This window comes from Neoroseomonas terrae, assembly GCF_018129025.1.
GTDB lineage: Bacteria > Pseudomonadota > Alphaproteobacteria > Acetobacterales > Acetobacteraceae > Neoroseomonas > Neoroseomonas terrae.
On sequence record NZ_JAAEDI010000017.1, the window covers coordinates 69169 to 94269 of the forward strand.

Here is a 25101-nt window from a genome sequence, read left to right on the forward strand (position 1 = left end):
TGCGGGCCGATGCCGGACCTGCCAGGCGGACATTCAGGCCTCGGCGCGGATCATGTAGCCGGCGTTGCGCACGGTATGGATCAGCGGCTTGTCGAAGCCCTTGTCGACCTTCTGGCGCAGCCGGCTGACATGCACGTCGATGACGTTGGTCTGCGGGTCGAAGTGGTAGTCCCACACCTTCTCGAGCAGCATGGTGCGCGTCACCACCTGCCCGGCGTGGCGGAGCAGGTGTTCCAGCAGCCGGAACTCGCGGGGCTGGATCTCAATGCGTTTGCCCCCGCGTGTGACGGTGCGGGAAAGCAGATCCATCTCGAGATCGGCGATCTTCAGCCGCGTCGCCGGCGCGTCGACGGAGGGGCGACGGGCCAGCGCCTCGACGCGGGCCAGCAGCTCGGCGAAGGCGAAGGGCTTGACGAGGTAGTCGTCGCCGCCCGCCTTCAGCCCCTTCACCCGCTCATCGACCGCCGACAGCGCAGAGAGGAACAGCACCGGCGTGCGGTTGCCCTGGGCGCGCAGCGTCTCGACCAGACGCACCCCATCGACACCGCCCGGCAGCATCCGGTCAAGCACGAGGATGTCGAACTGCTCCGACGCGGCGAGGAACAACCCGTCCCGACCGTTGCCCGCGTGTTCGACCACGTGGCCGGTTTCCTGGAGGCCCTTGCGCACGAAGCGCGCGACCTCCGCATCGTCCTCGACCAGCAGGATGCGCATGTGTGTCGTCCTACCCTTCGCCCGGCCGCCGTCCGATCTGCACGGCGATCTCCTGTTGGCGCCCGCCGCGCAGCAGCGTCAGGCGCACCGTTTCCCCCGGCGGCAGCACAGCCACGCCGCGCACGAGCGCGCGGGAGGTCGCGACCGCTTCCCCATTCAGCGCCGTCACCAGGTCCCCCTGGCGCAGCCCGGCACGCGCGGCGGGGCTGTTGCGCTCCACGCCCATGATGACGGCGCCGCGGCGGCCGCGGCCCTGTTCCTCGGCGTCGCCGACCGACACGCCAAGCCAGCCGCGTTCCACGCGGCCACCACGGATCAGCGCCTCGATCACCGGCCGCGCAAGGTCGGACGGCACGGCGAAGCCGATGCCCGCGGAGGCGCCGGACGGCGAGTAGATCGCCGTGTTGATGCCGATCACCTCGCCCGCCATGTTGAATAGCGGGCCGCCGGAATTGCCGGGATTGATCGGCGCATCGGTCTGGATGAAGTCGTCGAACGGTCCCGCGCCGATGTCGCGGCCGCGCGCCGAGACGATGCCCGCCGTGACCGAGCCGCCGAGCCCGAAGGGATTGCCGGCCGCCATCACCCACTGCCCGACGCGCATCTGCGCGGAATGACCGAGGGACACGGCGGCGAGCGGCGCCGGCGCCGTGATCTTCACCAGCGCCAGGTCGGTCAGTTCGTCCACACCCATGACGCGGGCCGGGTATTCCGCACCGTCCTGCGTCGTGACGACGACGCGCGTCGCGTTGCCGACGACATGGCCGTTGGTGACGATGATGCCCGAGGGCTCGATGATGAAGCCCGACCCCGCCCCCTGCACCAGATGCTCGCCGCGGCCGCGCCGGCGGTCTGCCGGCCGGCGGGGCTCGCTCTCCTCGCGGCTGGTCACCTGGATGCTGACCACGGCGGGCAGCACGCTCTCGGCTAGGTCGGCGAAATCGGGCAGGCCCCGCTGCGCCTGGGCGGAGCCATTGCAGCCGGGCAGGGCAGCGAGAGGCAGCAGCAGCGCCAGGCGGCGCGGCAGGGCGAGCGACTCGGTCAGGGGAGGTTTTGTGGTCACGGGATGCAATCTGCGCTGCCGTCTCGGGGGGTTCAACCGCCGGCCGCGGGGTCCTCCGGCCATGCATGCCTGGGGTAGCGGCCGCGCATTTCCTTGCGCACCTCGGCCCAGCTGCCCTTCCAGAAGCCGGCGAGGTCGCCGGTCACGGCGATCGGCCGTCCGGCGGGGGAGAGCAGCGCCACCTGCAACGGTACGCGCCCGCCGGCCAGCGGCGGCATGGCGGCCATGCCGAACAGGTGCTGCGCGCGGGCTTCGAGGGTCGGCACCTCCCGCGCATAGTCGATCGCGGCAGATCGCCCGGATGGCAGGCCGAGGCGCGGCGGCAGGGCGGCGTCGAGCGCCCGCTGCCGGTCCCAGGGCAGGGCGTCCCGCAAAAGGGCCGTAACGTCCAGCGCGGCGAGGTCCGACAGCCGGGTCCGCCCGTGCAGATGCGGCGCGAGCCAATCCTGCACCGTTTCGACCAGCGCGGCATCGGACGCGTCCGGCCAGTCCTCGCCCTCCGCCTTTCGCATCCAGCCCATGCGCGCCTGGGTCTGGCGCGCCGCATCCGTCCAGTTCAGGTCGCGCAGGGCGCGGTCGGCGGCGGCGGCGGCCAGCGCGGCCGCGACGGCCGCCGGGTCCGCCTGCGGCAGCGGCGCTTCCTCCAGCACCAGCGGGCCGAACATCAGCCGGCGGCGAGCCTGCACGGCGCCGGCGCGCGCGTCGAAGGCGGCGCCTTCCTCTCGCCGCAGCCGTTCCGGGAAACGGGCTTCGAGCACGCCGCGGTCGATCGGCGCGGCCATCCGGATGCGCGCCTCGGTGCCCTGCAATGCAAGGTCAGCCACGGCGAGCAGCGCCGATTTCGCCAACGGATCGGTCGCCGGCAGCCGCGCCCCCTGGCCCGAGGCGAGGCGGAAGGCCCCGTTCATAGCTCCGCGCTTCGCGGCGATCCGGTCGGGAAAGCCAGCCGCCAGCAGCGCGCCAGCATCGCCATCCGCCTGCACCTGCCCATGCACGCCCAGTCGCCGCCGGTGCAGGGCCGCGGCGCGACGGATGCGGTGGACCGTGCCGCGATCCGCATCCGCCCGATCCGCGCCATGCAGCAGGTCGAGCCGCAGATGCACGTCCGACGGCGCCTCCCGATCGCGGATCGGGTCGCGTTCTTCCAGCAGCGCGGCGAGGTCGGCGGCAAGCGCCCGTTCCCCGTCATCCGTGGCGGCGACCAACATGCGCGCGAGGCGGGGATGCGTGCCGAGCCGCGCCATGCGCCGGCCCGTCGCGGTGATGCGCCCCTCGCCATCCAGCGCATCCAGGTCGCGCAACAGCGCCTGCGCCGCCTTCACGGCACCGGCCGGCGGCGGGTCGAGGAAGGCGAGGTCGCCGAGCGACGCGCCCCAACCCGCGACATCCAGCACGAGCGACGACAGCTCGGCCTCCAGCATCTCCGGCCGGTCGGCCAGCGGCAGGCCGCGATGCAGCGCCTCGGTCCAGAGCCGGATCGCCACGCCCGGCGCCGTGCGGCCGGCGCGCCCCGCCCGCTGCTCAGCCGCCGCGCGGCTGATCCGCACCGTGACCAGCCGGGACAGGCCCGATGCCGGGTCCAGCCTTGGGGCGCGACGGAACCCGCCATCCACCACGATGCGCACGCCGGGGACGGTCAGGGAGGTCTCGGCGATCGACGTCGCCAGCACCACCTTCCGCCGTCCGTCCGGCGCAGGGTTCAGCGCGATGTCCTGTTCCGCCGGCGGCAATTCCCCATGCAGCGGCACCACGAGCGCATCGAGGCCCGACAGTCGTTCCTGCGTGCGCCGGATCTCCCCCCAGCCGGGCAGGAAGGCCAGCACGTCGCCGGGATGCTCCCGCAACGCGTCGCGGATCGCGCCGGCCATCGCCTCGGGCAGGTCGCGCGCGTCCGAAAGGTCGCGCGGCCGGTACTTCAGCGTGACCGGGTAGGCGCGCCCCATGCTCTCGACCACCGGCGCATCGCCCAGCAACCTGGCGAAGGCCCCGCCATCCAGCGTGGCGGACATCGCCAGCAGCCGCAGTTCCGGCCGCAGCGCCCGCTGCAGGTCGAGGCACAGCGCCAGAGCGAGGTCGGTATCGATGTTGCGTTCATGCGCCTCATCGAACAGCACGGCGGCAACGCCATCGAGGCCGGGGTCTGATTGCAGGCGGCGGACCAGCAGCCCCTCCGTGACGACCTCCACCCGCGTGCGGTCGGAAAAGGCACGGTCTAGCCGCGTGGCCAGGCCGATGGTTCCGCCGGGCGCCGGCTCACCGAGCAGCTCGGCCATGCGGCGCGCAGCGGCGCGGGCGGCGACACGGCGGGGTTCCAACACCAGGATGCGGGCGCCCGCGGCCCACGGCTCGTCCTTCAGCACCAGCGGGACGAGCGTCGTCTTGCCCGCACCGGGGGGCGCGATAAGGACGGCGTTCGACCCGACTTGGAGAGCGTCACGAAGGGCGGGGAGGGCCTCGGCGACAGGGAGATCCTGGGTCATCGGGCGTGACCGGAGAGGGGCTTTGCCCCCCTCCGGGCCTCCCCCCACCAAAAGCCGAAGGGCCTTTGGAAACCTTGATCTGGTGCCGGGGTGCCGGGCCGTTCGCAATGGCGGGCCACACGCTGTGCGCGTCGCTCTGGATTCATCCTCGGCGCAGCGCCCGTTGAGGTTCCCACCAACCCAACGGTCCCGATCGGCCCAGCGCCAGATAATGGTTTCCAAAGGCCCTTCGGCCTTTGGTGGGGTGGGGTCCGGGGAGGGGCAAAGCCCCTCCCCGGCCGCCTGCCGCCCATACGGCCCTGCGCTGCCCCGCCCCTCATGCGGACCATCGCCGAAGCGCGTCCGAAACGCCTACCATCGGCGCCTGTGCCACCCGCGCCCGGCCGCATCCGCCGCCCAGCGCCGCCGCCAGCGCGCAGTCCAGGCTGTCCAACACCGGCACCGACACCAGCGGCGCGACGCGCGGCGCGATCCCGGCGAGGCCTGCCCCGCCCAGCACCACTGCCCCCGCACCGTCCGCCACGGCTTCCTGTGCCGCCTTGGCGAGCGCCGCCGCCGCCCCGTCCGGATCGCGGGCGATCATGTCGCCGGTAGGGGCGATGCCGCGCACCATCACCTGGTCGCGTCCGTGGCCGCGAACCAATGCGAACTCCTCCAGCATCGGCACCCACAGCGCGCCGCCCGTCAGCAGCGCGATGCGGGGCGCGAGCGCCAGGGCGGCAGCGATCGAGGCTTCCGCCATCCCAACGATAGGAATGGGGAGCAATTCCCGCGCGGCTTCGATGCCCGGCTCCCCGAAGCAGGCGATCACGGCGGCGTCGTAGCCGTACGGATTGTCAGTGCCGACATGCTCGGCCAGTGCCGCGAGCACCGCGTGGCCGGCAACGGCCACGGCGGCGCGGGTCGAGATGTAGCGCGCGCCGAAGGGCGCCGTGACCGGCACGACCTCGGCCGTGGGCAGGCCGAGCCGGGGAATCGCTTCCGCCGCACGGGTGGCGAGAAGCGCGGTGATGGCGGGATCGGTGTTGCCGTTCAGCAGCAGCAGGCGCATCGGCGGGGATCAGCATGGGAGCGGCCCGGGCGCAAGGGCGACTTCCCCCTACCAGAACGGGACGAACCGCTTCAGCGCCGCGCGCGTCAGGCGTTGCAGGTGGTGCCGCCAGGGTGCGTCGAGGTGGAACACCGGCTCGGCCGGATCCCATCCGGCGCAGCTCCAATCCGATTGGCGCATGAGGAAGGTGATGAACTCGTCGCGGTCATGCCAGCTTGCGATGGGCGGTCCCTGCACTTCCGAGTGCTCGATCTCGCAGAGCACGACGGCACCGTTGTCACGCAACAGGCTTTGGCCGACGTAGCCGCGCTCGCGCTTGTGCATCACGACCTCGCCGTCGTCGCACCAGGACAGTTCGCGCCACACCTTCCGGGACAGCTTCTCGCCGAAGGGCGTGCGGTCGATCGCGGCGGCCGCCGCGTCCCGCAGGGCCTTGATGTCTTCTACCGAGGGACCGCCATCGCTGCGCGCCCGGTCGTCGGGAGCGTCGAAGCTGTCGAGGATGCGGCGGCACAGTCGCTGATTCGACTGCCTCCAGGGATCGTCGGTGTAGAGCACCGGCTCGGCCCGTTCCCACCCTGAGCAGGTCCAGTCCGACTGCCGTGCGATGAAGTCCACGAACGCGTCGCGGTCGCGCCAGGTCTCGATCGGCGGACCGGGGAAATGCCCGTCCTGGATCTCGCACAGCATGACGCCGTCGGCGGTGCGGATCAGGCCGTGGCCGCAGTAGTCGCGATGGAACTGGTGGATCAGCCCCTCGCCCGTCTTGCAGCGGCGCAGCTCCACCCAAACCTTCAGCGCCAGCATCCGGCCGAAGGGCTGTCGGTCCAAACGGCGCGCGATCGCCTCCCGCTCCGGGCGGTTCTTCTCGTAGTAGGCGCGGGTGTACTCGTCGTCGTTCATGTCATCGGCACGGCGACCCAGCGGGCGAAGCCCGGGCGCTCGCCCACCGCCGCATACCAGGCGGCAAGGGCCGGGAAATTGGGCATGCCCTCGACCTGGACCTCCGGCCCGAACCAGCGCCGCGCGTAGCAGCCGAGGACGATGTCGGCGATCGTCATCGCCGCGCCGTCGATGAAGGGCCCGCCATGGCGCGCTATATGTGCGTCCAGCATCGACCAGCATTCCCCCGCGGCTTTCGCCGCTGCCATCACGGCAGCCATGTCACGCTTCTCGGGCGGCGTGCGCACGAGGCCCCAGAACAGGTTCCGTTCCGCCGGGCTCAGCGTGGAAAGCTGCCAGTCCATCCAACGGTCGGCGCTGGCGCGCGCGGCGGGCTCGGCGGGATACAACGCGCTGCCGTGCTTCATCGCCAGGTAGCGCAGGATGGAATTCGATTCCCACAGGACGAAGTCGCCATCCTCGATGGTCGGGACGCGGCCATTGGGGTTCATCGCGCGATAGGGCGGGTCGTTCACCACCCCATGCTCGAGCCCGGCATTCACGCGGTCATACGGGATGCCGATCTCGTCGAGCATCCACAGCACCTTCTTCACGTTGACCGAGTTCACCCGGCCCCAGACCTTCAGCATCCGCGCCTCCACCGTACGACAATGGGCGCAGGCTAGCCGCCCTTCGGGCGAATTACAGCAGTGGCCGTCGCGGGGCCGGTTCCTCCCAGTATCGCCCGACGCGCCGCATGGCCTGCAGGTCGCCAATCGACAGGCGCTGGTCCTCCAGGCGGATGAATCCGCCCTTGCGCAACCGCTGCAGCACACGGTTCGTGTGCACCACCGACAGGCCGAGCGCGTCGGCGATATGCATCTGCGTCAGCGGCAGTTGGATACCGCTAGTCTCGATCAGCCCGGCCGAGGCGGCGCGCTTGTACAGATGCACCAGCAGTGCCGCGACACGTTCCATGGCGGTGCGGCGGCCGACCGTCAGCACCACGTCGTCCACCAGCCGCTCCTCGTGCGCGGACAGCCAGGTGATGTCGAGCGCGATGCTCGGATGACGGCTGAAGAAGCGGGGTAGGGCGTCGCTGCCGAAGGCGCAGAGGTTGACCGGCGTCAGCGCCTCGACGCCATGCGGTAGGGCGGCATGCAATTCGCCCTGCAACCCCAGCAGATCGCCGGGCAGCAGGAAGTTCAGGATCTGCCGCCGCCCGTCTTCCAGCGTCTTGAAGCGGAAGGCCCATCCCTTCAGCAGGGTATAGACGCGCGTGGCGACCTGCCCTTCGGCGAGAATGGTCGCCCCCGCCGCACACAGGCGTTGGCCAACCTTGGCGTCGTAGATCGACGCGAGCTCGGTCGGCGTCACCGGCTTGAAGTCCGGCAAGGGCCGCAGCGGGCAGGCTGCGCAGGGCAAGGCCGGTTCCATGTGGATCATTATCCCAGGTTAATGACGCCGGCGCGATCCAGTTGCACGTTACCTCTCCATAGGGAGACGGACCTGCTTGGCCGCATTGCACGCCCCCGGGCGCAGGCCGTGGATAGGGTGGGCGGTGGGGGCGATCTCCTTCACGCTTGCCTTTCTGGCCCGTCACCACTTCTCCGATGCGCTGGCATCGCTTCCGCTTCTCACCTTCTTCCTGGCGGTCCTAATCACATCCTTCGCAGGCGGCTGGCAGCCGGCTGCGGCTGTGGTGGCAGCGTCCGTCGCAGCGGCCTCCTACTTCGGCCTGCCGTCGCCCGGCACCACGCGCGTCTACACCTGGCCCCGCGATCTGGTTGCCTTGGCATTCTTCGTCATCATCGCCGCCACGCAGATCGCGCTGGTGCATCGGCTGACCAAGGCGCTCGCGCGGCTGGAATGGAAGCGTGCGCAGATAGAAGCCATGCGCGCGAATGAGCACCTGATGTTCAGCGAGCTGCAGCATCGCGTCGCCAACGGCATCCAACTCGTCGCGAGCCTGCTTTCGCTCGAGGCGACCCGGGTCGAGACCACCGAGGATGCCATCGCGGTTCTCGACGACGCGGTCACGCGGCTGTCGGTCATCGCGACCATCCATCGCCGGCTGCACGACCCCGCGCTCGGGGAAGCAGGCTTCGAGAAGGCGCTCGAGACGCTGACGCGCGACATCCTCTCCGCCGCGGGCCGGCAGAGCGTGGCGGTCACGGTGCAGGCACCGCGACTCGCGATCTCGCCCGCCGAAGCGACCACCCTGTCGATGATCGTGGCGGAGGCCGTGACCAACACCATCAAGCACGCCTTCGCCGGGCGTGCTTCCGGGCGCATCCACATCCGCTTCGACGTGAACGCGGCCGGCCATCGACGCCTGACGGTGGAGGATGACGGGCCGGGCTTCGCCGCGCTGCCGGACGTCGAGGACGGCGACAGCCTCGGCCTGCTGGTCATGAGCAGCATGGCGCAGCGGCTCGGCGGCTCACTCGAATTCGGCAATGCGCCGACCGGCGGCGCGACGGTCACCGTTGCGATGCCGCCAATGGAGGCGGGCACGAACGGCCGCCAGGCCGTTTGAAAGGCCCGGCACCGCCGCCGTATCGGTGTCAGATCGGCAGCGCCGTTGTGCTCTTGACCCGCTCCATCGCGAAGCGTGACGTCACCTTCCGCAGCGCCGGCACCTGTGCCGTCAGCCGGCGATAGAAGGTGTCGAACGCCTGCATGTCGGGCACGACTACGCGCAGCAGGTAGTCCACGTCGCCCCCGAGCCGCCAGCACTCTACGATTTCCGGCATCTTCGCGACCGTCGTGGCGAAGGATTCGATCCAGGGCGCCGAATGGTCACCGGTCTCGATCGCCACGAAGACCGAGACGCCGAGCCCGACCTTCTCGGGATCCAGCAGCACGACCCGGCCGGTGATCACCCCCTCCTGCTCCATCTTGCGGATGCGCTTCCAGCATGGGGTGGGTGTCAGCCCCACCTCCTTGGCGATGTCCGCGAGCGACAGCGCGGCGTCGCGCTGGATGAGCCGCAGAATGGCGCGATCGGTATGGTCGGGGTCGAAACGGCGGCTCACGAGCAAGTCCTTGGCTGATATCGCGGCGGTCAGTAGTAGGAAAATCTTTTGCTTGCAAGATTTCCGGGCCACGAGAGAAATCGATGCTCCAGTCGCCCCGGAGCGCTCCCGATGATCCGCCGCCATCTCCTCCTTCACACCACCCTGCTCGGCGCCACGGCGATGCTGCCGCGGAGCGCCGGCGCGCAGGGCGGCTGGGCGCCGGATCGGGCCGTTCGCATCGTCGTGCCGGTCGCGGCCGGCGGTAGCCTCGACATCCTGGGCCGCCTGCTGGCGCGGCATCTGTCGCCGCGCCTCGGCCAGCCGGTGGTGGCCGAGAACCTGCCCGGCGCGGGCAGCAACATCGCGTTTGAGACAGTCGCCCGCGCCCGGCCCGACGGGCTGACGCTTCTGGTCGGATCCGATCCGCTGACCATCAACCCGGCGCTGTATCCGCGCGTCGGCTACGATCCGGTGCGCGACTTCGCGCCGATTATCGAAGCCGTGCGGGCGCCGCAGGTGCTTGTGGTGAACCCGCGCTCGCCCGTCAGCGATCTCGCCGGCTTCGTGGAATGGGCAAAGGAGCAGGAGGGCCGGCTGACCGTCGCCTCCCAGGGCAATGGCTCGATAGGACATCTGGCCGGCGCGCTGTTCGCGCAGCGGGCCGATCTGCGCTTCACCCATGTGCCCTATCGCGGTGGCGGCCCGGCTGTGATCGACGTGGTCGCCGGGCATGTCGAGGCGCTGTTCGTGACCCTTCCGGCCGCCATCGAGCACATTCGCGGCGGCCGCCTGCGCGCCCTGGCGGTAACCGGCACGGAGCGGTCCGCCGCCATACCCGCGGTGCCGACCGTGGCCGAGGCGCTTCTGCCCGGCTTCGATGTCGTGACCTGGCAGGGTGTCCTCGCCCCTGCCGGCACGCCGCAGCCGGCGATCGACCGCCTCGCCACCGACCTCGCCGCCGTGCTGGCGCTGCCGGGGGTCGCAGACGACCTCACGCGACAGGGTTTCACCGTCACCGGCCATGGGCCCGATCGTTTCGCAGCCCTGATCCGGGCCGAAGCAGAACGCTGGCCAACCGTGGTGCGCAGCACCGGCGCGCGGCCGGAATAGCATGCGCCTGGACCGGCGACCGCAGGGCGTGGTGAAACCGATGGATGCCGCATCGGCGCTCCTTCTTCTCCATGGTCCTGCTCGGGGCCTGTACTTCGCCAGGCCCGGCGGAAGATCCGCGGCCGCTGTCGCAGGAGGCGGTGCTCGTCACCGCACAATCCTGGCATCTCGATCTCTGCCTGACGGCCGCCGCGATCGGGGCTGGCCGGCTGGCGCCGCTAGCCCAGGGTTCTCCCACGGCCCAGGCCTTCGCCTTCGGCTTCGGGCTCGAGTCCTGGATGCGCGCGGCACGGCCCGGCTCCGGCGAGGCGTTGGGCGCGCTGGCGGGTGGCCCGGCGGTCGTCGCCATCCAGGCGCTGCCAGGACCGGCGCCGGTCACGGCGGAGGAATCCGTGGCCCTGCGCCTTCCTTACGGGGGCCACGCCGCCATCGACGCCTTTATTGCGGGCCAGTTGGAGGTCCCTCTGCCGCCAGTCCCGCCCGGCGGTTCGTTGCTGCTGCCTTCGCGACGGCGCTACAGCCTCCGCTTCACATGCAACAGCTGGGTGATGGCCGCCCTGGCCGCCGCCGGGCTGCCGGTGCCTGTCAGCGGCGTGGGCCTGCGCCGCGAAGCCATGGCCGCCCTGCGCGTCGAAGCCGCGCGCCAAGCGGGCCGGAGCTAACGGGCCGGCCGGGGCATCGTTCCGCGCGCAGCGGCGCAACCCCCGTCGCCCGGTTTCGTTCGAGGGCAGTCTGGGGGATGAGAAATCGATGCAGCGCTCGCAACGATATCACCGGGCCGGGTCGCAGACCCGCCCGATGCTGCCGCAGGACCGCATTGCGGAACCGGCATGCCCGCCACCCGCGACTGGACTGTATGGAGCACGCACCGAATTCGGTCCAAGTGCGGAATATCACGGATCGGTCGTCCAGAAGTCCTTCATTTGCCTCGATCGGCAGGTTGAACACCATCCGAACCCCGAATCGCCGGAAGCTGAGTTGATGTCCATCCGACGCGACCTTCTGCTGCGTAGTGCACTGCTCCGCCAGCCGGAGATGCCGCCACCACCACCCGTGCGCGCCGCTGCCCCGCCGCCGCCCGTCACGACGCCGTCCCGCCGCGCGACGACGGCAACGCCGCGTCGTCGGACCAGACGGGCAATGGATACGGGACCGGCGATCGGGAGCTGAAGAGCGCTGCCTTCAGGCTCCCCATCGGAGGTGCGCGACGGCCCCTGACAACGCGATGAGCGCGCCGGCGACGAAGCAATCGCACACTGCGCGTACGAGGAGCCGCATGGACCAATTCGCCCAGCATCCTGCGGCGGACGCCATGCGGTCCGTCTTCGTCCGTGGCGTCAGCGCTTCTCGATGTTCCAGAACACCAGCGGGGAGCTGCGAATGACGCCGGTCACCTCCCGCCGCCAAGCGAAGGGCGAGTAGTAATTGCCGGTCAGGATCACCGGGAGGAAGTCCCATAACGCCCGGGCCAATTCCTCAAGGATCGCTTCCCGTCGCGCGGGGTCAGGTTCCTGGGCGTAGGCGGCACGCAGTCGCTCGATGTTCTCGTCGCAGGGCCAGCCGAGGTAGTTGCGCTGCTCGCAATTGGTGTTGATCGTCACGTTGAGCAGCGGGGTCCACATGCCCGTGCCGGACAGCGCGGAAGGCGTGAGGTTCCAGCCTCCGGCATCAGGGCTCGCCTTGCTCAGCCGGCGTGCCTGGACCGCCGCGAAGTCCATCAGCTGCAGGTCGACATTGGCGCCGATGCGGCGCAACGCATCCGCGGCGACCTCGGCGAGCGCCTGCTGAGCCGGTAGCTCGGTAGTGCCGATCAGCACGATCCGCTCGCCATTGTAGCCGGACTCACGCAGCATCTGCCGCGCGCGTTCCAGGTTCTGTTGGCGATAGGGCTCGGAACCGACTTCCGTGCCGTTCGGCGTGTCGCAGCCGAAGAAGGAGAAGCAGCCGGGCCGCCACCATTCCTGCGTGCCGTAGCCCGCCGCCATGAAATCGGCCTGGTTCACCGCCAGGGCGAGCGCACGTCGTGCCCGGACGTCGTTGAACGGCGGATGAAGGAAATTCGGCCTGAGGTAAGAGACGGAGGCCAGTGGCGCGAGGCGCGTGACGACCACGTTCCGATCGCGCTGCAGCAGCGGGATCATGTCGGCGGGCAGCTGGTCGATCAGGTCGATCTCGCCGCGCCGCAACGCGTTGCCGCGCGTCGCGGCATCAGGGATGAAGCGCATCTCCACGCGGTCGATCAAGGCGCGCTTGCCGCCGGCAAGGCCGTTCACCGGCTCTTCGCGCGGCACGTAGTCCTGGTTGCGCTCCCACACGGCGCCAGCGCCGAGCATGTAGCGGCTCTGCACGAAGCGGAAGGGACCGGAACCGATCGCCGTGGTGACCGGCCGGAACGGGTCCTGCTGCGCATCCTGCCGCCGCATGATCAGCGGCTGCGTGCCGGCGATCGAACCCAGCGCAAGCCGCAGGAAGGGAAACGGACGGTGGAGCTGGAAGACGACCGTCTGCGGCCCGTCCGGGGAGAAGGATTGCAGATTCGCCTTCAGCAGCTGCCCCAGCGTGTCGCGGATCATCCAGCGATTGATCGAGGCGACGACGTCCTCCGACGTCACGGGCTGCCCATCATGGAAACGCAGATTCGGCCGCAGGGTGAGGCGATAGGTCAGGCCGTCGGGGGAAATCTCCTCCTGCCCGACCATCTGCGGTCGCGGCTCGCGATTCTCGTCCAGCGAGTACAGCGTGTCATAGACCATGCTGCCATGCTGGCCGACGGTCGTCGCCGTCGTGATCATCGCGTCCAGCGTCGCGAGGTCGGAGCTCGGCGCGTAGCGCAGCACGCTCTCGGCCGCGGCGGGCATCGCGAACCCCAGCGCGATGGTTGCGGCGAAGAACCTCTTTCGGGTCATTGTCCTCTCCTCCCTGACGCCGCATCAGCGGCGCGGTGTTGCGATCGTATCGCCGACCCAGCCGGCCATGTAGGTCAGGGTACCGGGCCGGACCATCGCAGGGACGGCCTGGCCGACCATCAGGATGGGCGGCGCCTTCGGCACGAAGGGCTTCATCACGGACGGCCCCCAGCGGTCGAAGCCCGGGCCGGTGCCGGTCTCGACGCCGATCGGGTCGATGACGAACTCCTCGAGCCGCTCGCCGGTGACGACATTGGTCACCCAGCCGATGACGCCCGGGCCGACCGGCTTGCCCACGCGCTCCGCGCCGAAGTCGCTGCACAGCGCACCATCCTTCGACGCGAAGAACAGCTTCACCTGGTCGAGGATGTCCACGCGATCCGGCCCGGTCGGCACGTCGTCCAGGTGGCCTCGGAAGCGCAGCATGTTGAGGCAGCCCTCGACCGCCAGCGTCATGTCGTTGCGGTCGGCGCCGCCGAACTCGATCAGCGTGGCCTGCATGCCGGCGCGCGTCGCCTCGGCGCAAAGCTGGCCGGGCGTGTGCCGCCCCACCATGACCGGGATGTAGCCGAAGGAGGCGCTCAGCTCGAGATTGCCGTAGTCATACGCGAACTCGGTCGCGCGCACGGGCGTGCCGGAATGCACGTCGATGACACAGTCGACGCGTTCCTTCAGCGCGGCGAACAGCGCGTGGGCGAGCTGGTCGGAGACGGCGCCGTGCGGCGTACCGGGGAAGCGCCGGTTCAGCTCCACAAGGTCGGGGTTGTGCCGCGTCGCGGCCTGGAAGCCGAAGGGGTTGATGATAGGCAGGATCAGGACCGTTCCCTTCACGCTGCGCTCGGTCAGCCGCTTCGCCAGCTCATGCATCGCCAGCACGCCGAGCGGCTTGTCGCCGATCATGCCGGCGACGATGGCCGTCGCAGGGCCGCCGCTGCCGAATTCCAGGACGTGGATCCGCCAGGGGAACTCGTCGACCCGCGTGCCGGGCAGGTCGATATGCCAGCGGCGCGGCTCAGCGGGCATAGGCGTTGCGCCCCGTGCGCGTGGCGGCCCGGATGTAGGCGGACGGCACCTCGATCTGCGCGCCGAGCTCCTCTGCCGCATGCCAGGGCCATCGCGGGTTGTTCAGCATGCCGCGGCCGATTGCGATCATGTCCGCCTGACCGCTGGCGACGATGGATTCCGCATGGGCCGGCTCGCGGATCAGGCCAACGGCCATCGTCGCCATGCCCGTGCCTTCCCGGACCGCGGCGGCAAAGGGCACCTGATAGCCCGGACCATCCGGGATGGTGGCGAAGCCATTGCCGCCGCTCGACATATCCGCATAGTCGCAGCCACGACGGGCGAGCTCGGTGCCGAAGGCGACGGCTTCCAACGTGTCGATGCCGCCCTCGATCCAATCCGTGCCGTTGAAGCGCACGCCGAGCGGACGATCCGCCGGCCAAGCCGCACGCACCGCGTCGAAGACCTCCAGGGGAAACCGCATCCGGTTCTCGAGGCTACCGCCATAGGCATCGCTGCGCTGATTCGCGACGGAAGATAGGAAGCTGCTGACGAGGTAGCCATGCGCGCCATGGATCTCGAGCAGGTCGATCCCGAGCCGCGCGCAGCGCCGCGTCGCATCGGCGAAGGATGCCAGCACCTCCTCCATATCCGCGCGGGTCATCTCACGCGGAACAGGCCAACCCTCGGCCCAGGGGATCGGGGAGGCTCCGATGGGTTCCCAGCCGCCTTCGGAAGCGGGCGCATGCCCGTAGCGTCGCCCGGCGGTCGGGTTCAGCACGGACGCCTTTCGGCCGGCGTGACCGAGTTGCAGGCCGATCGGCATGCCGCTGTACCGCCGCACGATGGCGAGCACGCGGCTCAGCGCTTCCTCATTCTCGTCGTTGTAGAGGCCGAGGCATTCGCGGCTGATGCGGCCACGCGGTTCGACGCCGGTCGCCTCGATGATCAGCAGCCCCGCTCCGGACAAGGCGAGATGGCCGAGATGGATAATATGCCAATCCGTCGCATTGCCGTTCACCGCGTGGAACTCGCACATCGGCGCGATGACGATGCGGTTGGGCAGTGTCAGCCCGCGCAGCGTGATGGGCGAGAAGAGCTGGCTCATGCCGTTGTTCCGATGCGCTTGGGGGCGGTGGCGAGGCGCAGCGCGGGGTCGCGCGCCCAGGGGTAGAGGCGCCACCCGGCGAAGCCGAGGGCGGGATCGATCCGCGACGACAGCCAGCCGGGCAGCGTGGCTGCCAAGCCGTATGGCGGCTGCGCGGCCCATTCGGTGACCAGCGACAATGCCGGCCGGATCGACGGGCCGGTCGGCGCGTCGCGGCCGCGATGCAGCAGCCGTATCTGGCGCGCGCCATGGTCGATGAGAGTCGCGCCGCCGCCCTCGGTCAGCCATGCGGCGATGCGCTCCTCGAGCGCAGCATCGCCCTCGAACCGCCAGATCAGAATCCAGTCGGCATCGAGGGGCGCGGCAGCATCGCGCGAGGGCACGGGCGTCGAGGGATGGTGGTGATAGACCGTGCGACTGTTGGGCAGGCCCCTGATCGCAGGGGGCCGCCAGGGATCGGTGGCTGCAATGTCACGATACCGGTCGAAGGCCGGCTGCTGGAACATCGCCCAGTCGCCGGCCTGGTAGATGTCCACGACCGCCATCGTGCCCGAGACGCCGACATAGGACGTGCAGTTGTTGAAGCCCGCATTGAACAGATGCGGCGCGTGGACGGAGGCATACCACTCGGCGAAGGCGGGCAGGGCCTCGGCGGCCGGCTCGATCTCGACAACGTAGAAGACCGGCCCGCTCATCTTGTCCCCCTCCGTCAGGCGGCCTTCCGGTCCAGCCAGTCGCGGAAGCGATACCAGCTTCCGACCATCGGCAGCATCCAGGGATTGCCGGTGTAGAAGGCCCGGGTCGGGAAGTCCCGGCCGTCGAAGACCGGCAGCTTGTTGGTCTTGCCGAGCAGCTTCTTGCCGACCTCCGCCCCCAGATAGGACAGCATCGCGACGCCGGCGCCGTTGCAAGCCATCGCGTAGTGCAGCCCTTTCTGCGTCACACCCATATGCGGCAGGTAGTCGAAGGCGAAGGCCACATTGCCGGTCCAGGCATGGGTGACGCGCACACCCTTCAGCTGCGGCCAGCGGGCGAGCATCATCGAATGCAGGATCGGGGCGGAGACCTCCGGCGTCACCTGCGTGAAGCGTGCCCGGCCGCCGAAAACCACGCGCTTGTTGTCGTGCGACATGCGGTAATACGTCAGGATGCGTCGGCTATCGGCCAGCGTGCGCTGGTTCGGGATCAGGCTGCGCGCGAGATCCGGATCGAGTTCCTCGGTCGCGATGATGTGGGACGCCACGGGGATCAGCCGCCGCCGCAGATCGGGCGTGAGGGATCCGGTGTAGCCGTTGGTCGCGATCACCACCTCGCCGGCCTCGATCGGCCCGCGGGACGTCTCGACACGCCAGCCATTCGCGATGCGCGTCAGCGCGCCGGCCTTGGTGCGGCCCAGCAGCGTGGCGCCATAGCGCTGCGCCGCCTGCATCAGGCCGCGGTGATACAGGCCCGGATGAATCTTGCCCGTCCGGTTCACCAGCATGCCGCCGAAATAGTAGTCGGAGGCCATCTCCTCCCGCTGGCGCTCGCGCGGCAGCATGGAGGCGTCGGCACCGGCGTACTCGTTCAGCGCATCGATCTTCGCGGCCATGCCGTCATAGTGTTTCGGCGTCCAGGCGCCCACGAAGCGGCCGGTGCGTTCGTAGAAGCACTGGATGTTCTCGCGCTGGACCAGCGCCTCGATATGGGCGAGGCCCTCGGAGGCATCGCCCATGATCGCGCGCAGCCAGTCGCGCACCTCCTCGGGGGATTGGCGGCCCTTGGCGCCCGACAGCCCCTTGCCGACATTGTTGCCGCCGGACACGCCGCCGCCATTGCGGGTGGAGGCGCCGAAGCCGAGCGGCTCCGCATCCAGCACCACGGCCTTGGTGCCGCCGCGGCCGAGTTCGATCGCGCAATTCAGCCCGGTGAGGCCGCCGCCGACGATGACGACGTCGGCCTTGGGCGGCAGCTCCGCCGGCGGGTCGTCCTCGCCCATCGCGATGGCTTCCCACCAGAAGGGCTTCGCCTTGAAGTCGGGGTGGAAGACGGAACTGTCCATGGCGTCCTCAGCGCGTGATGGTCGTGGTCAGCGCGCCACGGCCGAACAGGCTGGTCAGGCCGAGCGCGACGGCAACCAGCAGGATCTGCAACACCGACACCGCCGCGATGGTGGGGTCGATTTCCATCATGATGTTGTCGAACATCTTCTTCGGCAGCGTCATCGACGCGCCCGACAGGAACATCGCCAGCACCAGCTCGTCGAAGGAGCTGATGAAGGACAGGAAGGCGGCGGAGACCAGCGAGGGCCTGAGCTGCGGCAGGGTCACCCGCCAGATGATGGCCGGCCAGCTCGCGCCGAGACCGGCCGCGGCCTGCTCCTGCGCCTCATCGAAGCCGCGCAGCCCGGCGCTGACCAGGATGACGACGAAAGGCAGCGCGAGCACGGTGTGAGCGACCGCGACGCCATACCATTCCCCGATGAGCTGGAGCCGAGCGAACACGCCGTACAACGCGATGGACAGGATGATGGTCGGCACGATGATCGGCGCCGCCGCCAGCCGGTCCAGCACGCGCACGCCAGGCAGGCGCGACCGGACGAGGAAGAAGGTGAGCGGCACGCCGAGCCCCATGGCGAGCACGGTGCACAGGCTCGCCACCTTCACGCTGCGGATCGTGGCGTCGATCCAGCTCGGGTCATCCAGGTAGCGCTGGTACCACTGCCAGGAAAATCCCGGCGGCGGGAATTGCAGGTAGGACGCGGAAGACAGCGAGATCGGGAACACCACCGCCAGCGGCAGCAGCAGGAACAGGAAGACCAGCCCGGCGAACAGGCCGAGCAGGATCTGGCTGACGCGCCGCCTACGCATGGCGCGCGCCCCGGGTGATGCGCCCGATCAGCGCGTAGATGGCGAGCGTCGCGACGAGCAGCACCGTCGACAGGGCCGCGGCGAAGGGCCAGTCGAGGAACTCCCGCACCTGCTGCTCGATCAGCATCGACACCATGATGACGCGCCCACCACCCAGCAGCGCCGGCGTGATGAAGAAGCCGAGCGACAGCACGAAGACCAGCGCGCAGCCGGCCGAGACCCCCGGCAGCGACAGCGGGAAGGTCACGCGCAGGAACGATCGCCAGGCGGGCGCGCCGAGGCCCTCCGCCGCGCGCGACAGATCGGGGTCGATGCGCAGGAGGGAGGCGTAGATGGGGAACACCATGTAGGGCAGCAGCACATGCACCATGCCGATCAGCACGCCGGAGGTGTTGTGCAGCAGCGGCAGCGGCGCGTCGATCAGCCCCGCATCGCGCAGCCAGCGATTGACCACGCCGTTGCGTCCGAGCAGCACCAGCCAGGCATAGGTGCGCACCAGCACCGAGGTCCAGAACGGCAGCAGCAGCGCGAACATGCCCAGCGCGACGCCCCAGCGTCCCGCCCGCGACAGCCAGAAGGCCACCGGATAGGCGACCAGCAGACAGATCGCCATGACCATCGCGGCGATCTTCACGCTGTCGAACAGCACATACAGATAGAGCTCGTCGAGCGTCGCCTTCTCGAAATTCGCGAGGGTGCCGTCTTCGACCGACATGGCGAGCAGCCGGAGCACCGGCCAGGCGAAGATGATGCCGAGAAGCAGCAGCGCCGGCACCGCGAGCAGGAACAGCGCCGTCTCGCGCCGGCGCGCGGTGGTGCGGCGGCTATCCCCGGGGGACGACATGCAGGTCCTCCGGTGCGAAGCCGACCGCAACCGTCTCGCCCTCACGCGCGGGTGGCGGGTCGGAAGGGCGGAGCGGCAGGCGGGCGAGCACCTCGCCGCCGCCGTCGAGTGCCATGCGCAGCTTGGCCGACTGGCCGAGGAAGACGGTCTCCAGCACCTTGCCCTGACCACGGCAGGGCATCGCGGCGGCATCCGCCGCGATACGCAAAGCCTCCGGCCGCAGCAGCAGCGTGACCCCGCCATCGGGCTGCCCGGCGGGCAGCGGCACGGCGCCGAAGCCCGGAATGGCGGCGTGGCCGGCCGACGCGCTGCCGTCGAGAAGATTGGATTCGCCCAGGAAGTCAGCGACGAAGCGCGTCGCGGGATGGGCATAGAGGTCGCCGGGCGCTCCCACCTGCTCGATGCGCCCCTTGTCCATGACCGCGATGCGGTCGGACATGATGAGCGCTTCTTCCTGGTCATGCGTGATGAACAGGGTGGTCAGCCGAAGCTGGCGCTGCAGGCGCCGCACCTCGAGCTGCAGCGACTCGCGCAGCTTGCGGTCAAGCGCACCGAACGGCTCATCCAGCAGCAACAGCCGCGGCCCGAAGACGACGGCGCGGGCGAGCGCGACGCGCTGCTGCTGGCCGCCGGAAAGCTGGCGCGGCAACCGGTCGCCATAGCCTTCGAGTTCCACGAGGCGCAGCGCCTCGATGACGCGGCGCTTCACCTCGTCACGCGGGCGGCGACGCATCTCCAGCGGGAAGGCGACGTTCTGCGCCACGCTCATATGCGGGAACAGCGCGTAGTTCTGGAACACCATGCCGACGTCGCGCCGGCGGGGCGGCGCGAGGGTTACGTCCTCCCCACCCAGCAGCACACGGCCTTCATCGGGGATCTCGAAGCCGGCGACGGTCTTGAGCAGCGTCGTCTTGCCCGAGCCGGACGGGCCGAGGATGGTGAGGAATTCGCCCTCGGCGACGTCGAGATCGACGCCGCCGAGTGCCGTCACCGGGCCGAAGCGCCGGACGATGCCTTTGACCGAAAGTTCCACGCCTGTCTCAGCCCCGCTGCAGCATCCAGCGGTTCCACCGTTCCTGCGCCCGGGCGCCGTTCTCGGTCCACCAGCCGACATTCAGCCAGAACTGGCGTTCGAGATTGACAGGCGCCGTTGGCAGGAGCGGCCGGATGTCCTCGGCGACGAAGCTCGCCGTGTCGGGATGCAGACCGGCATAGGAGAGTTCGGTGGCGTACATCGCCTGCAGCCGCGGGTTGGTCATCACCTGGAACAGCTGCTGGCCCCAATAGGCCTGCCGCGTACCGCGCGGGATCCCGTAGGCCGAGGATTTCAGCGACCCCTGCATGAACTCCGAGCCGACCGGCGCATTGCGGCGGGCGAGTTCGAAGAAGCGTCCGTTCCAGCCCGTGGCCAGCACCACCTCCCGGTCCACCAGCATCTGTGCCGGTTGTGCGCCGGTGGACCACCACACCGAGATATGCGGGCGGATCTCATCCAGTTTGCGGAAGGCGCGATCCATGTCGATCGGATAGATCTGGTCCATCGGCACGCCATCGGCGAGCAACGCAAATTCCAGGTTGTCCACCGGGTGGTTGCGCAGCGACCGCGCGCCAGGAAAGCGGCGCACATCCCAGAACTCGGCCCAGCCCTTCGGGTGGGAACCGTCCCGGAACACGTCACTGCGGAAGCCGAGCACGGTCGAGTAGGCGGAGCCGATGAAGGCGTGCGAATTGCGCCCGGCCGCCGGATAGCGGGAGAGATCGACGATCGAGGTGTCGATCGGCTCCAGCAGGTTCAGTTCCTTGGCGCGGTCCACGTCCTGGCCGCCGATCTCGGTGACGGTCCATTCCGGGTTGCCGCTGGTGACCATGGCGCGCAGCTTGCCGAAATCGACAGGCGAGGTGTCCACCACGCGAATGCCGTGCAGGCGTTCGAACTCCGCGAAGTAGGAGCGGCGCAGCTGCGTCGCCATGCCGCCGCCCGAGGCGTTCACCACGATGCGGTCCGGCTTGGGCGGCGGGCTGCCCTGCGCGAAGGCCGGAAGCGGCAGGCCGGCGGTCGCGATGCCGCCCGCTGCGCGCAGCAGGCCACGGCGGTTCGTCAGGATCGTCATGCTCACACCTCCGTCTGTCGGTTCAACGCTGCAGCATCCAGCGGTTCCAACGCTCCTGCGCGCGCGCGCCGTTCTCGGTCCACCAGGCCAGATCCATCCAGAACTGCTTCGCGAGATTGGCGGGGGCGGCCGGCAGCAGCGGGCGGATATCCTCCGGCACGAAGCTGATCGTTTGCGGATTCAGCCCGGCATAGGACAACTCGGTCGCATAGGCCGCCTGCAGGCGCGGATTGGTCATGGTGCGGAAAAGCTGCTGGCCCCAATAGGCATTGCGTGTTCCGCGGGGGATGCCCCAGGCGCTGGTCTTCAGCGAGCCGCCGGTGAAATCCGTATTCACCGGCGCGCCGCGACGGGTAAGTTCGAAGAACCGCCCGTTCCAGCCGCTGGCCAGCACGACCTCCCGGTCCACAAGCATCTGTGCCGGCTGCGCGCCCGTGGTCCACCACACCGCGATGTGCGGGCGGATCTCATCCAGCTTGCGGAAGGCGCGATCCATGTCGATCGGATAGATCTTGTCGAGCGCGACGCCGTCGGCGAGCAGCGCGAACTCCAGGTTGTCCACCGGATGATTGCGAAGTGACCGAGCGCCGGGAAAGCGCCGCACATCCCAGAACTCAGCCCAGCCCTTCGGGTGCGAGCCGTCCGGAAATGCATCCGTGCGGTAACCGAGTGCCGTCGAGGATGTCGCGCCGACATAGATGTGGGATTGCCGCGCCATGGCGGGAAAGCCGCTCAGGTCGACGATGCTGATGTCGATCGGCTCGAGGAGGTTCAGCTCCACGGCCCGCATCGCATCCTGTCCGCCAATCTCGGTGACGGTCCATTCCGGGTTGCCGCTGGCGACCATGGCGCGCAGCTTGCCGAAATCGACAGGCGATGTGTCCACGACGCGAATGCCGTGCTGCCGCTCGTACTCCGAGAAATAGAACCGGCGCAGGTTGCTCGTCATCGAGCCGCCCGAGGCGTTGACGACGATGCGGTCGGGCTTCGGCGGCGCGCCGCCCTGCGCATGGGAAAAGCGCGGCAGCGCCGCCGTTCCCGCCGCGGCAGCCGCCAGCAGGATATCGCGGCGGCTTCGCCGGGCGATGGAACCGCCCGTCCTGTCGGCGCCAGGCTGACGGTCGTATCCCAGGATGCGCGGCATGGCGGGCGCTACCGGAACAAGTGCCTGCAGGATGGTACCGGCAGACGGATCAGAATACCGCGAGCCATAAAGACGTCCCTTTGTTTGAAATCTCGTTATTTGTCATAGTGTGATCACAAAATGCGAGTTACGCAAGGCACATCCGAGGCTTCGGCCGTATCGCTCGAGGACCAGGCTTTTGAGCGCCTGCGCCACGCGCTCATGGAAGGCATCTTCGCGCCTGGCCAGAAGCTCTCGATCCGCCGGGTCGCCGCGGCGTTGGGAACCAGTCCGATGCCTGCGCGGACAGCGCTGCGTCGGCTTGCGACGGAGCAGGCCCTGGACGTCCTTTCGAGCGGCACGGCAATTGTGCCGCGACTCACTCGCCGCGCGTTCAGGGAACTCTCAGCTATCAGGGCGACGCTGGAGCCGATGGCTGTCGCCATGGCCGCGGGCAGGATCGATGAGGGGCAGTTCGCCGCGCTCGAACGGATGATCCTCGGCGGAGAGGCTGCGAGAGCCGGTAATGATCCGGAAGGCATGCTTCGGGCGGATCGCGATTTCCTCTTCGCGCTCTACCGCGCAGCGGCGGCACCCATGCTGTACGGCATCATCGAAAGCCTATGGCTACGGCGCGGACCCATGTTCTGGGATGCTCGATGGATCATCCTTGGGCGCAACCCTACGGGCAACCAACATCGTGAAGTGTTGCAGGCCCTGCGAGCGCGGGATGGCGTGACAGCGGCTGCGGAGCTGAAGGCGGAAATAGAGGCTGCCGCGGACTACCTGCTGTCCCGCATGCGGTTCGCGGACGATCCGGATGACCCGGAGGGCATCGTGCGTCTGAGGCCGTTGTCATTGCGGAAGCTCAGCGGCAAGCCGACGGGCGGCTGAGAGGCTGTCGCGCCGCGACGAAGGGGTGCGGCCAGCTCACTGGCGGATCCGACCGATCTGCTGCACCGCGATCACCGTGTCGGCTTGCGCCGAGCACGATCTGCGCTCTCTCCAACCGTCGACATGAGCTTCCAAGCGGGACCACGCACGGCGGCGAGCAATAGTGGCCGGACGTCACCCGCAGCAGGCTACGGGCCAGGACAAACGGAATCTGCTCTAGGCTGCACCCAGAGACGGAGTCGCATGCCCTACCTGATCGAGCTGGTGCTGTTCCTATTGCCCTTTGCGGCCTACGGCCTGTGGCGGCGGCTGCATCCGCAGGCGGAACCCAGCACCGTCCTGCTGATCCTCGCGGCGATCGGCGCCGTGCTGATGGTCGGCGGCGCCTTCTGGTACGGCGTGTCGCGCAGCCTGCCGCCCGGCATGACCTATGTGCCCGCACATCTCGAAGGCAGCCGCATCGAACCCGGTCACGGAGAACGGCTGCGATGACGATCCGGCCCCCCTTTCTCGACCTGCCGGCCGTCGCGGCCGTGCTCGCCGCGCTGCCGGGCGCGCGGGCCGTGGGCGGCTGCGTGCGGGATGCGCTGGCCAGCCGCGACTCGGCCGATATCGACGTCGCCGCACCCTTCCCGCCCGACGCGATCGCCGAACGCCTGCGCCTGGCCGGTCTGAAGGTGTTCGAGACGGGGCTCGCCCATGGCACCGTGACCGCGGTGAAGGACCATCTGCCGGTCGAGGTCACGGCGCTCCGCCGGGATGTGTTGACCGACGGCCGCCACGCCGCGGTCGAATGGACCGCCGATTGGCGGGAGGACGCGGCGCGGCGCGACTTTACCATCAACGCCATGTCCATGGCGCCGGACGGCACGGTGTTCGACTACTTCGGCGGGCGTCAGGACCTGGCGGCAGGGCTGGTCCGCTTCGTGGGCGACCCCGACACGCGCCTCGCCGAGGATTATCTGCGCGCCCTGCGCTTCTTCCGCTTCCAGGCGCGCTACGGGCGCGGCGCACCGGATGCGTCCGCGGTGGCGGCAATCCGGCGCGCGGTGCCGGGGCTCGCGCGGCTCTCCGCCGAGCGCGTGTGGATGGAGCTGAAGCGTATCCTTTCCGTGCCCGACCCCGTCCCGGCGGTGTCGCTGATGACGGAAACCGGCGTGCTCGGCGCCGTGCTGCCGGAGGTCCGGCCCCCCGGGCTGCTGCCGCGGCTCGTCGCGACCCGCGCGCCGGCCGATCCGATGTTGCGACTGGCCGGCTTGCTGGTCCGCGACGACCAGGGCGCAATGATGCGGGCCGCCTCGGCCCTGCCGGGCCGGCTGCGCCTTTCGGGCAGCGAATCGGCATTGCTGGCCGCGATGCTCGGCGCCGTCGAGGACGTCGCCTGGAACGTGTTCCGCATCGCGCCCGCGGTGACGGGTGCCGAGTTGCGGCGGATGCTGGCGCGCGCGGCCCGGCGATGGCGCGGCGTCGATACCACGACGCTGCTGTCGTTACGCGCCTGGTTGGCGCAGGCCTTGCCGCGAGGGGCCTGGTTCATGCCGGACGCGTGGACCGAGGATGCAGAAGCCTGGGCGGCGCTGCGCAGGCGCATCGCTGCCGAACCCGTGCCGGACTTCCCGCTCGCAGGCCGCGATGCGCTGGCGCTGGGCGTGCCGCCCGGCCCGGCGGTCGGCGCGCTGATGGAAGAATTGCGCGCCTGGTGGATTACCCGCGGCTGCGCGGACGACCGGCACGCCTGTCTCGCGGCACTGAACCGGCGATTGTCAGGTAAGAGCGGCGGGACCGCACTCGGGGGATGAGTGGGGGATCCGGCCCCGCCGCGTTCACCGGAACAAAAAGAGAACTATCACCTCACCGCAGCGGCGGGCAAGAGCGTTCCTGAGGCGTGTTGCGTGCCCTCATGCCCGCCGTGGCTCCCGGCATCGCTGCAGCTTTTGCCGGCCT

Annotated in this window: 24 protein-coding genes; 6 read left to right on the top strand and 18 right to left on the bottom strand. The window is 69.6% G+C overall.

Features of this window, described 5'->3' with window-relative positions; all coding sequences use genetic code 11:
• Positions 1–33: 33 nt before the first annotated feature.
• From GXW78_RS16550 to GXW78_RS16580, 7 genes are all read right to left on the bottom strand, one after another.
• Entirely contained in the window at positions 34–714 is a 681-nt protein-coding gene (locus tag GXW78_RS16550; RefSeq protein WP_211869944.1) for a winged helix-turn-helix domain-containing protein, read from the bottom strand.
• A gap of 10 nt (positions 715–724) precedes the next feature.
• Complete coding sequence (locus GXW78_RS16555) at positions 725–1777, bottom strand: S1C family serine protease (protein ID WP_338147763.1); 1053 nt, start codon at positions 1775–1777, stop codon at positions 725–727.
• A gap of 32 nt (positions 1778–1809) precedes the next feature.
• Positions 1810–4257 (bottom strand): ATP-dependent helicase HrpB, encoded by a 2448-nt coding sequence (hrpB, locus tag GXW78_RS16560; protein WP_211869946.1) that lies wholly within the window; start codon positions 4255–4257, stop codon positions 1810–1812.
• A 316-nt stretch (positions 4258–4573) separates the two neighbouring features.
• Entirely contained in the window at positions 4574–5308 is a 735-nt protein-coding gene (locus tag GXW78_RS16565; RefSeq protein WP_211869947.1) for an aspartate/glutamate racemase family protein, read from the bottom strand.
• Between the two features lie 48 nt (positions 5309–5356).
• Complete coding sequence (locus tag GXW78_RS16570; RefSeq protein WP_211869948.1) at positions 5357–6211, bottom strand: hypothetical protein; 855 nt, start codon at positions 6209–6211, stop codon at positions 5357–5359.
• Positions 6208–6840, bottom strand: coding sequence for a glutathione S-transferase family protein (locus GXW78_RS16575; RefSeq protein ID WP_211869949.1), 633 nt, complete (start codon positions 6838–6840; stop codon positions 6208–6210). Before GXW78_RS16575 ends, GXW78_RS16570 begins: the two co-directional genes overlap by 4 nt.
• A 52-nt stretch (positions 6841–6892) precedes the next feature.
• A complete protein-coding gene (locus GXW78_RS16580) occupies positions 6893–7627 on the bottom strand; it encodes a Crp/Fnr family transcriptional regulator (RefSeq protein WP_211869950.1) in 735 nt (244 codons plus the stop codon).
• A 124-nt stretch (positions 7628–7751) separates the two neighbouring features.
• On the opposite strand from GXW78_RS16580, the gene GXW78_RS16585 reads away from it, so the two are divergent.
• Entirely contained in the window at positions 7752–8729 is a 978-nt protein-coding gene (locus GXW78_RS16585; RefSeq protein ID WP_211869951.1) for an ATP-binding protein, read from the top strand.
• Positions 8730–8757: 28 nt separating this feature from the next.
• Here GXW78_RS16585 and GXW78_RS16590 read toward each other — a convergent pair whose 3' ends face one another.
• Positions 8758–9228 (bottom strand): Lrp/AsnC family transcriptional regulator, encoded by a 471-nt coding sequence (locus GXW78_RS16590; RefSeq protein WP_338147764.1) that lies wholly within the window; start codon positions 9226–9228, stop codon positions 8758–8760.
• A 111-nt stretch (positions 9229–9339) separates the two neighbouring features.
• Between GXW78_RS16590 and GXW78_RS16595 the strand changes: the two genes are divergently transcribed.
• Positions 9340–10320 (top strand): Bug family tripartite tricarboxylate transporter substrate binding protein, encoded by a 981-nt coding sequence (locus tag GXW78_RS16595; protein WP_211869953.1) that lies wholly within the window; start codon positions 9340–9342, stop codon positions 10318–10320.
• A gap of 44 nt (positions 10321–10364) precedes the next feature.
• On the top strand, positions 10365–10982 hold the full coding sequence (locus GXW78_RS16600) for a DUF2459 domain-containing protein (RefSeq protein WP_211869954.1): 618 nt from the start codon (positions 10365–10367) through the stop codon (positions 10980–10982).
• Between the two features lie 675 nt (positions 10983–11657).
• On the opposite strand, the gene GXW78_RS16605 is transcribed toward GXW78_RS16600, so the two are convergent.
• The 10 genes from GXW78_RS16605 to GXW78_RS16650 are packed head-to-tail and all read right to left on the bottom strand — an operon-like array spanning position 11658 to position 22284.
• Positions 11658–13226 carry an ABC transporter substrate-binding protein gene (locus GXW78_RS16605; RefSeq protein WP_211869955.1) on the bottom strand — a complete coding sequence of 523 codons (1569 nt, stop codon included), beginning with the start codon at positions 13224–13226 and terminating at the stop codon, positions 11658–11660.
• A gap of 24 nt (positions 13227–13250) precedes the next feature.
• Positions 13251–14249, bottom strand: coding sequence for a succinylglutamate desuccinylase/aspartoacylase family protein (locus GXW78_RS16610; RefSeq protein WP_211869956.1), 999 nt, complete (start codon positions 14247–14249; stop codon positions 13251–13253).
• On the bottom strand, positions 14239–15336 hold the full coding sequence (locus tag GXW78_RS16615; protein WP_211869957.1) for an NADH:flavin oxidoreductase/NADH oxidase: 1098 nt from the start codon (positions 15334–15336) through the stop codon (positions 14239–14241). The genes GXW78_RS16610 and GXW78_RS16615 overlap by 11 nt, the downstream gene beginning before the upstream one ends.
• A complete protein-coding gene (locus GXW78_RS16620) occupies positions 15333–16031 on the bottom strand; it encodes a hypothetical protein (RefSeq protein WP_211869958.1) in 699 nt (232 codons plus the stop codon). The genes GXW78_RS16615 and GXW78_RS16620 overlap by 4 nt, the downstream gene beginning before the upstream one ends.
• Before the next feature lie 14 nt (positions 16032–16045).
• Positions 16046–17377, bottom strand: a complete 1332-nt coding sequence (locus GXW78_RS16625; protein WP_211869959.1) for an NAD(P)/FAD-dependent oxidoreductase — start codon at positions 17375–17377, stop codon at positions 16046–16048.
• 7 nt (positions 17378–17384) lie between these two features.
• Positions 17385–18185, bottom strand: a complete 801-nt coding sequence (locus tag GXW78_RS16630) for an ABC transporter permease (protein ID WP_211869960.1) — start codon at positions 18183–18185, stop codon at positions 17385–17387.
• A complete protein-coding gene (locus GXW78_RS16635; RefSeq protein ID WP_211869961.1) occupies positions 18178–19029 on the bottom strand; it encodes an ABC transporter permease in 852 nt (283 codons plus the stop codon). The genes GXW78_RS16630 and GXW78_RS16635 overlap by 8 nt, the downstream gene beginning before the upstream one ends.
• A complete protein-coding gene (locus GXW78_RS16640; protein WP_338147765.1) occupies positions 19010–20062 on the bottom strand; it encodes an ABC transporter ATP-binding protein in 1053 nt (350 codons plus the stop codon). The genes GXW78_RS16635 and GXW78_RS16640 overlap by 20 nt, the downstream gene beginning before the upstream one ends.
• 7 nt (positions 20063–20069) lie before the next feature.
• The gene (locus GXW78_RS16645; RefSeq protein WP_211869963.1) at positions 20070–21140 is read right to left on the bottom strand and encodes an ABC transporter substrate-binding protein; all 1071 of its coding nucleotides are present in this window, start codon (positions 21138–21140) and stop codon (positions 20070–20072) included.
• 22 nt (positions 21141–21162) lie between these two features.
• A complete protein-coding gene (locus GXW78_RS16650) occupies positions 21163–22284 on the bottom strand; it encodes an ABC transporter substrate-binding protein (RefSeq protein ID WP_211869964.1) in 1122 nt (373 codons plus the stop codon).
• 120 nt (positions 22285–22404) lie between these two features.
• Here GXW78_RS16650 and GXW78_RS16655 point away from each other — a divergent pair, with 120 nt between their 5' ends.
• From GXW78_RS16655 to GXW78_RS16665, 3 genes are all read left to right on the top strand, one after another.
• Positions 22405–23157, top strand: a complete 753-nt coding sequence (locus GXW78_RS16655; RefSeq protein WP_272876860.1) for a GntR family transcriptional regulator — start codon at positions 22405–22407, stop codon at positions 23155–23157.
• 243 nt (positions 23158–23400) lie between these two features.
• Positions 23401–23649: a DUF6111 family protein gene (locus GXW78_RS16660; protein WP_211869966.1), complete on the top strand. Its 249-nt coding sequence runs from the start codon at positions 23401–23403 to the stop codon at positions 23647–23649.
• Positions 23646–24956, top strand: a complete 1311-nt coding sequence (locus GXW78_RS16665) for a CCA tRNA nucleotidyltransferase (RefSeq protein ID WP_211869967.1) — start codon at positions 23646–23648, stop codon at positions 24954–24956. Before GXW78_RS16660 ends, GXW78_RS16665 begins: the two co-directional genes overlap by 4 nt.
• The last annotated feature ends 145 nt before the right edge of the window (positions 24957–25101 follow it).